This is a genomic window from Aeromonas sp. PrichA-15 (assembly GCF_017939245.1).
GTDB lineage: Bacteria > Pseudomonadota > Gammaproteobacteria > Enterobacterales > Aeromonadaceae > Aeromonas > Aeromonas caviae.
The window spans coordinates 1-6,282 of the sequence record NZ_JAGKRH010000240.1; the positions used below are offsets into that span (position 1 = coordinate 1).

The window sequence follows — 6,282 nt, forward strand, 5'->3', positions numbered from 1 at the left end:
ACCCGATGCACACGAGTGTGCTGGAAGGGGTGAACAACAAGATCAAAGTGATAAAGCGCATGGCATATGGATTTAGGGACTCAGAATACTTTTTTCTGAAAATCAAGGCGGCCTTCCCCGGAAAGCCGCGATGAACCTTTTTTTATTTCCCATCCGGCGCCCAGCGTGCACTGGGCTGGGGCAGGGGGATGATCCAGTGCAAGGTTATAGAGCAAAAAATCAAAAAAAGTTGACATTGCCCCGTCGCAACTGAAAACTCGGGAAAGTTGAATGGGTATTACAGGGGTAGAACATGGCTGTCGGTATCGAGGAAGTACTGCTTCCCGAAGAGCAACTGAGCGGTCGCGCTTTTACAGACGAAGACAGGGAGCTGTTGCGTTCATATGGGGGCCTTATCGAAGGCCTGGCCGATCTGTTCGGCAAGCATTGCGAGGTGGTGCTCCACTCCCTGGAAAATCTGCATGAGTCCGTGATCCAAATCGCGAATGGTTTCAATACGGGTCGAACTCTGGGGGCGCCGATCACCGATCTCGCCCTGCGGATGCTCAAGGACATCGAGAGCACGGGTCAGGATCACACCCAGAGTTATTTTGCCCGCAGTCGGACCGGTGCCTTGATGAAGTCGAGCACCATCGCCATCCGTAACCGCGACAAGCAGGTGATCGGCCTTATCTGCATCAATTTGCACATCAATGCGCCTTTCCACGAGTTCGTGGCCGAATTCTTCCCGACACCACAGCAGGTGGAGCGGCAATCACCGGAGACCTTCGCCAACAGCGTCGAAGAGCTGGTTGCCCAGACGGTGGACAACACCATCGACGAGATCAATCGTGATCCCTCCGTGGCCAACAATGCCAAGAACCGTTTTATCGTGACCCAGTTGTTCGAGAAGGGCATATTTGATATCAAGGATTCGATCAACCTGGTCGCCGACAAGCTGAATATTTCCAAACATACCGTGTATCTCTACATCCGACAGCGCAAGCAGGGTGAAGAAGAGAGCGAGTAAGCGCCATAGATAGGGGATAGATAACAATGGCTAAAGAAGTGATTGCAACCGACAAGGCGCCTGCCGCAATTGGCCCTTATGTCCAGGCTACCAAGCTGGGTGAGCTGGTCTTTACCTCCGGGCAGATCCCGCTCGATCCGGCCACCATGGACATCGTTGCCGGTGGCATCGAGGCTCAGGCAGAGCAGGTGATGAAGAATCTGGTCGCAGTCTTGAAAGCCGCAGGGGCCGATACCAGCAAGGTACTGAAGACCACCTGCTTCCTGAGTGACATGAACAACTTCGTGGCCTTCAACCAGGTGTATGCCCGCTACTTTGGCGAGTCCGCCCCGGCACGTTCCTGCGTGGAAGTTGCTCGTCTGCCCAAGGATGTACTGGTCGAAGTCGAAGCCATCGCTTACGTCTGAGCCTGTTTCATTGGAAAAGCCCCTCCCAGGAGGGGCTTTTGCGTCTGTGAGGTAGAATGGATGCACCGTTGTGCAGGAGTGCGATCATGAGTCTGAATTTTGCTCTGCTGGTCACCGGGCCCGCCTATGGCACCCAGACGGCCAGCACGGCCTATCGTTTTGCCCTGAGTCTGGTCGAGCAGGGACACCGCTTGTCCCACCTCTTCTTCTATCAGGAGGGGGTGTGCAATGCCAATGGCCTCCATGCGCCAGCCAGCGATGAGACCGACCTGGTGGCACTGTGGCGCGAGTTGGCCATCCAGCAGGGTATCCGCATCGATGTGTGTGTGGCTGCGGCCATGCGCCGTGGCGTGCTGGATGAGCAGGAGGCCAAGGGAATGGGACGGGAGCATTTCAATCTGGAAGCGCCATTCTGCCTGAGCGGGCTCGGTCAGTTGGCGGAAGCCGCACTGATCGCTGATCGCTTCGTTCAGTTCTAGGGGGACAAAATGACCAGAATAGCGTTTATCTCACGGCGTGGTCCCCATGGTTCGGCGAGTGGTCGGGAGGGGCTGGATGCTCTGCTGGCCACCTCTGCATTGACGGAGTCCTTGGCACTCTTTCTGGTGGGGGATGGCGTGATGCAACTGGTGAGGGAGCAATCACCACACGCCATATTGCAGCGTCACTACGCCCCGACCTTCAAGATGCTGGAACTGTATGACATCGAAGAGATCTATGTCTGTGCGGTGTCACTGGCTGAGCGAGGACTGACGGCGGCGGATCTGCTAATCCCAGTGATTCCGCTCTCTCCTGCGGAAATTCGCCGTAGCTGGGCGGGTTTCACCACCCACATCTGCTTCTGAGGTGCCCGTGATACAGCTGATATTGAACTCTCCCTTCATGAGCCAGGATCTCGAGTTGGCGTTGCGTTACCGCATGGAAGGGGATCTGGTGGTGTTGATGCAGGATGCCGTGATGGCGGCTGCTGCCCCCGGGTGGTGCGAGCGCTTGGCAGACGTCCCCCTGTACGTCATGAAGGAAGACCTGCAAGCGAGAGGCTTGTCATCCGGGATCGGGATGGAGCTCGATATGCCGGGTTTGATCAGGTTGATCGTCGAGCACGGATCACCGCAGACCTGGGGCGGTTAGGCTTGTTTTTCCTTTTTATCTCAGTTGCTTAGCATAATGTCATTCGACTGTCATTTGCCATTTCGGTGTGCAAATTGTATAAATCTTGACTCCCCAGACAACAGGGCATAAAATTTCGCGTCCCCGTATCTGCGGGGAGGATTTTTCACACGTTTATGAAGTCATTATCAGGAGCCTTTTGATGGCAACTATTAACCAGTTGGTTCGCAAGCCACGCATCAAGCTCGTTGTGAAAAGCAACGTGCCGGCGCTGGAAGCGTGCCCTCAGAAGCGTGGCGTATGCACCCGTGTATACACCACCACCCCGAAGAAGCCTAACTCTGCACTGCGTAAAGTATGCCGTGTACGTCTGACCAACGGCTTCGAAGTCACCTCCTACATCGGTGGTGAAGGTCACAACCTGCAAGAGCACTCTGTTGTTCTGATCCGTGGCGGTCGTGTAAAAGACTTGCCAGGTGTTCGTTATCACACCGTTCGTGGTGCGTTGGACTGTGCCGGTGTTAAAGACCGTAAGCAGGCTCGCTCCAAGTACGGCGTGAAGCGTCCGAAAGCTTAATGGTTCTCCGTTAAGTAAGGCCAAACGTTAATTCGTTTCTAGTTAGATAACTTTCTAGTTTTGGGTAACCCCTGAAGTTACGGAGAATTTGAAATGCCAAGACGTCGTGTTGTTGGTCAGCGTAAAATCCTGCCGGATCCCAAGTTCGGATCTGAGCTGCTGGCTAAATTTGTCAACGTAGTAATGGTTGACGGTAAGAAATCTGTTGCAGAAGCCATCGTTTATGGCGCCCTGGACATCATTGCCACCAAATCTGGCAAAGAGCACCTGGCCCTGTTCGAAGTCGCTCTGGACAACATTCGTCCGGCGGTCGAGGTTAAATCTCGTCGCGTCGGTGGTGCAACCTATCAGGTGCCGGTAGAAGTTCGTCCGGTACGTCGCAATGCTCTGGCAATGCGCTGGTTGGTTGATGCCGCTCGTAAACGTGGTGAAAAATCAATGGCTCAGCGTTTGGCTGGCGAGCTGCTGGATGCCGCTGACAATAAGGGTTCGTCTGTCAAGAAACGTGAAGACGTTCACCGTATGGCTGAAGCGAACAAGGCCTTCGCTCACTTCCGCTGGTAATCCGCTTGCGCAGGGTCTTATGACTCTGCGCACCTTTAATTATCTGGGGACAAGCGCCCTAGTAAGAGGATGACAATGGCTCGTACAACCCCCATTGAGCGTTATCGTAATATCGGTATCTCCGCTCACATCGACGCCGGTAAGACTACTACTACCGAGCGCGTTCTGTTTTACACCGGTGTAAGTCACAAGATCGGTGAAGTTCACGATGGCGCCGCCACCATGGACTGGATGGAACAGGAACAAGAGCGTGGTATCACCATCACCTCCGCCGCGACCACCGCTTTCTGGTCCGGTATGGGTAAACAGTTCCAACCGCACCGTATCAACATCATCGATACCCCGGGCCACGTTGACTTTACTATCGAAGTAGAGCGTTCCATGCGTGTTCTGGATGGCGCCGTGATGGTGTACTGTGCCGTAGGTGGCGTACAGCCCCAGTCTGAAACCGTATGGCGTCAGGCTAACAAGTACAAGGTTCCCCGTATCGCGTTCGTCAACAAGATGGACCGTACCGGTGCCAACTTCCTGCGCTGCGTTGAGCACATCAAGACCCGTCTGAAAGGTAACCCGGTTCCTCTGCAATTGAACATCGGTTCCGAAGAGAACTTCAAGGGCGTTATCGACCTGGTCAAGATGAAAGCCATCAACTGGAGCGAAGCTGACCAGGGCGTATCCTTCGACTACGAAGACGTCCCGGCCGAGCTGCTGGAACAGGCGCAAGAAATGCGCATGAACCTGGTTGAAGCCGCTGCTGAAGCGTCTGAAGACCTGATGGAAAAATACCTGGGTGGTGAAGAACTGACTGAAGAAGAGATCAAGAAAGCTCTGCGTCAGCGTGTTCTGAACAACGAAATCATCCTGGTTACCTGTGGCTCCGCGTTCAAGAACAAGGGCGTACAGGCCATGCTGGATGCCGTGGTCGAGTACCTGCCGGCTCCGACCGACGTTGCTGCTATCGACGGTCTGAAGCTGGATGGCGAGACCAAGGACGAGCGTCACGCTTCCGATGACGAGCCGTTCTCTGCTCTGGCATTCAAGATTGCTACCGACCCGTTCGTGGGCAACCTGACCTTCTTCCGTGTTTACTCCGGTGTGGTCAACTCCGGTGACTCCGTGCTGAACTCCGTTAAAGAGAAGCGCGAGCGTTTCGGCCGTATCGTTCAGATGCATGCCAACAAGCGTGAAGAGATCAAAGAAGTTCGCGCAGGCGACATCGCTGCTGCCATCGGCCTGAAGGACGTCACCACCGGTGATACCCTGTGTGACGAAAGCGCACCGATCATCCTGGAGCGTATGGAATTCCCGGAGCCGGTAATCTCCATCGCCGTTGAGCCGAAATCCAAGGCTGACCAGGAGAAGATGGGTCTGGCTCTGGGCCGTCTGGCTCAGGAAGATCCGTCCTTCCGCGTATGGACCGACGAAGAATCTGGCCAAACCATCATCGCCGGTATGGGTGAGCTGCACCTGGACATCATCGTTGACCGTATGCGTCGCGAGTTCAAGGTAGAAGCCAACGTAGGTAAGCCGCAGGTTGCCTACCGTGAAACCATCCGCAACACCGTCAAGGACATCGAAGGCAAGCATGCCAAGCAGTCCGGTGGTCGTGGTCAGTACGGTCACGTCGTTATCGACATGTACCCGCTGGAAGAAGGCAAAGCCTACGAATTCGTCAACGACATCAAGGGTGGCGTGATTCCGGGCGAATTCATCCCGGGTGTTGACAAGGGTATCCGCGAGCAGCTGAAGTCCGGCCCGCTGGCAGGCTATCCGGTAATGGATCTGGGTGTGCGTCTGCACTTCGGTTCCTACCACGATGTCGACTCTTCCGAACTGGCGTTCAAGATCGCTGCTTCTCTGGCGTTCAAGGCTGGCTTCATGAAGGCCAACCCGGTACTGCTCGAACCGATCATGAAGGTCGAAGTCGAGACTCCGGAAGACTACATGGGCGACGTGATCGGTGACCTGAACCGTCGTCGCGGCCTGATCGAAGGCATGGAAGATGGCCCGTCCGGCAAGATCGTACGTGCGCTGGTGCCGCTGGCCGAAATGTTCGGTTACGCCACCTCCCTGCGTTCTGCTACCCAGGGTCGTGCTTCCTACGCCATGGAATTCGCCAAGTATCACGATGCCCCGACCAACGTCGCCCAGGCCGTGATCGAAGAGCGCAAATCCAAGTAATTTAAGATTCCCCGCCTACGACGGTAGGCGGGTTTAACCTAGAAGGACTACGTCGTGTCTAAAGAAAAATTTGAGCGTAATAAACCGCACGTAAACGTCGGCACCATCGGCCACGTTGACCACGGTAAAACCACCCTGACCGCCGCCATCACCAACGTGCTGGCCAAGCACTTCGGTGGTAAAGCTTTCGCCTTCGACCAGATCGACAAGGCACCGGAAGAGCGTGAGCGTGGTATCACCATCAACACCTCCCACGTAGAATACGACACTGCTACCCGCCACTACGCTCACGTAGATTGCCCGGGTCACGCCGACTACGTTAAAAACATGATCACCGGTGCTGCCCAGATGGACGGCGCAATCCTGGTAGTAGCAGCGACTGACGGCCCGATGCCGCAGACTCGTGAGCACATCCTGCTGGGTCGTCAGGTAGG

At 55.3% G+C, this 6,282-nt stretch carries 10 protein-coding genes; all 10 read left to right on the plus strand.

Translation table 11 applies throughout. The features are described 5' to 3' along the window. A partial coding sequence (locus J9889_RS20235) for a transposase (RefSeq protein ID WP_162231338.1) occupies window positions 1–134 on the plus strand: 134 nt, incomplete at its 5' end. 158 nt (window positions 135–292) lie between these two features. Beyond that, window positions 293–1,009 (plus strand): transcriptional regulator, encoded by a 717-nt coding sequence (locus tag J9889_RS20240; RefSeq protein WP_010675954.1) that lies wholly within the window; start codon window positions 293–295, stop codon window positions 1,007–1,009. Between the two features lie 26 nt (window positions 1,010–1,035). Beyond that, on the plus strand, window positions 1,036–1,416 hold the full coding sequence (locus J9889_RS20245) for a RidA family protein (protein WP_010675953.1): 381 nt from the start codon (window positions 1,036–1,038) through the stop codon (window positions 1,414–1,416). A gap of 86 nt (window positions 1,417–1,502) precedes the next feature. Continuing rightward, window positions 1,503–1,895: a sulfurtransferase complex subunit TusD gene (gene tusD / locus J9889_RS20250; protein ID WP_042878457.1), complete on the plus strand. Its 393-nt coding sequence runs from the start codon at window positions 1,503–1,505 to the stop codon at window positions 1,893–1,895. 9 nt (window positions 1,896–1,904) lie between these two features. Further along, window positions 1,905–2,261 carry a sulfurtransferase complex subunit TusC gene (tusC, locus tag J9889_RS20255; protein ID WP_029314860.1) on the plus strand — a complete coding sequence of 119 codons (357 nt, stop codon included), beginning with the start codon at window positions 1,905–1,907 and terminating at the stop codon, window positions 2,259–2,261. A gap of 7 nt (window positions 2,262–2,268) precedes the next feature. After that, window positions 2,269–2,547, plus strand: a complete 279-nt coding sequence (gene tusB, locus J9889_RS20260) for a sulfurtransferase complex subunit TusB (RefSeq protein WP_029314859.1) — start codon at window positions 2,269–2,271, stop codon at window positions 2,545–2,547. Between the two features lie 181 nt (window positions 2,548–2,728). Further along, complete coding sequence (rpsL, locus tag J9889_RS20265) at window positions 2,729–3,103, plus strand: 30S ribosomal protein S12 (protein WP_005306278.1); 375 nt, start codon at window positions 2,729–2,731, stop codon at window positions 3,101–3,103. A 93-nt stretch (window positions 3,104–3,196) separates the two neighbouring features. Then, window positions 3,197–3,667: a 30S ribosomal protein S7 gene (gene rpsG / locus J9889_RS20270; RefSeq protein ID WP_010675949.1), complete on the plus strand. Its 471-nt coding sequence runs from the start codon at window positions 3,197–3,199 to the stop codon at window positions 3,665–3,667. 75 nt (window positions 3,668–3,742) lie between these two features. Next, on the plus strand, window positions 3,743–5,848 hold the full coding sequence (gene fusA, locus J9889_RS20275; protein ID WP_010675948.1) for an elongation factor G: 2,106 nt from the start codon (window positions 3,743–3,745) through the stop codon (window positions 5,846–5,848). A 54-nt stretch (window positions 5,849–5,902) separates the two neighbouring features. Further along, window positions 5,903–6,282 (plus strand): GTP-binding protein (locus J9889_RS20280; RefSeq protein WP_210557887.1); only part of this gene is annotated, 380 nt, incomplete at its 3' end.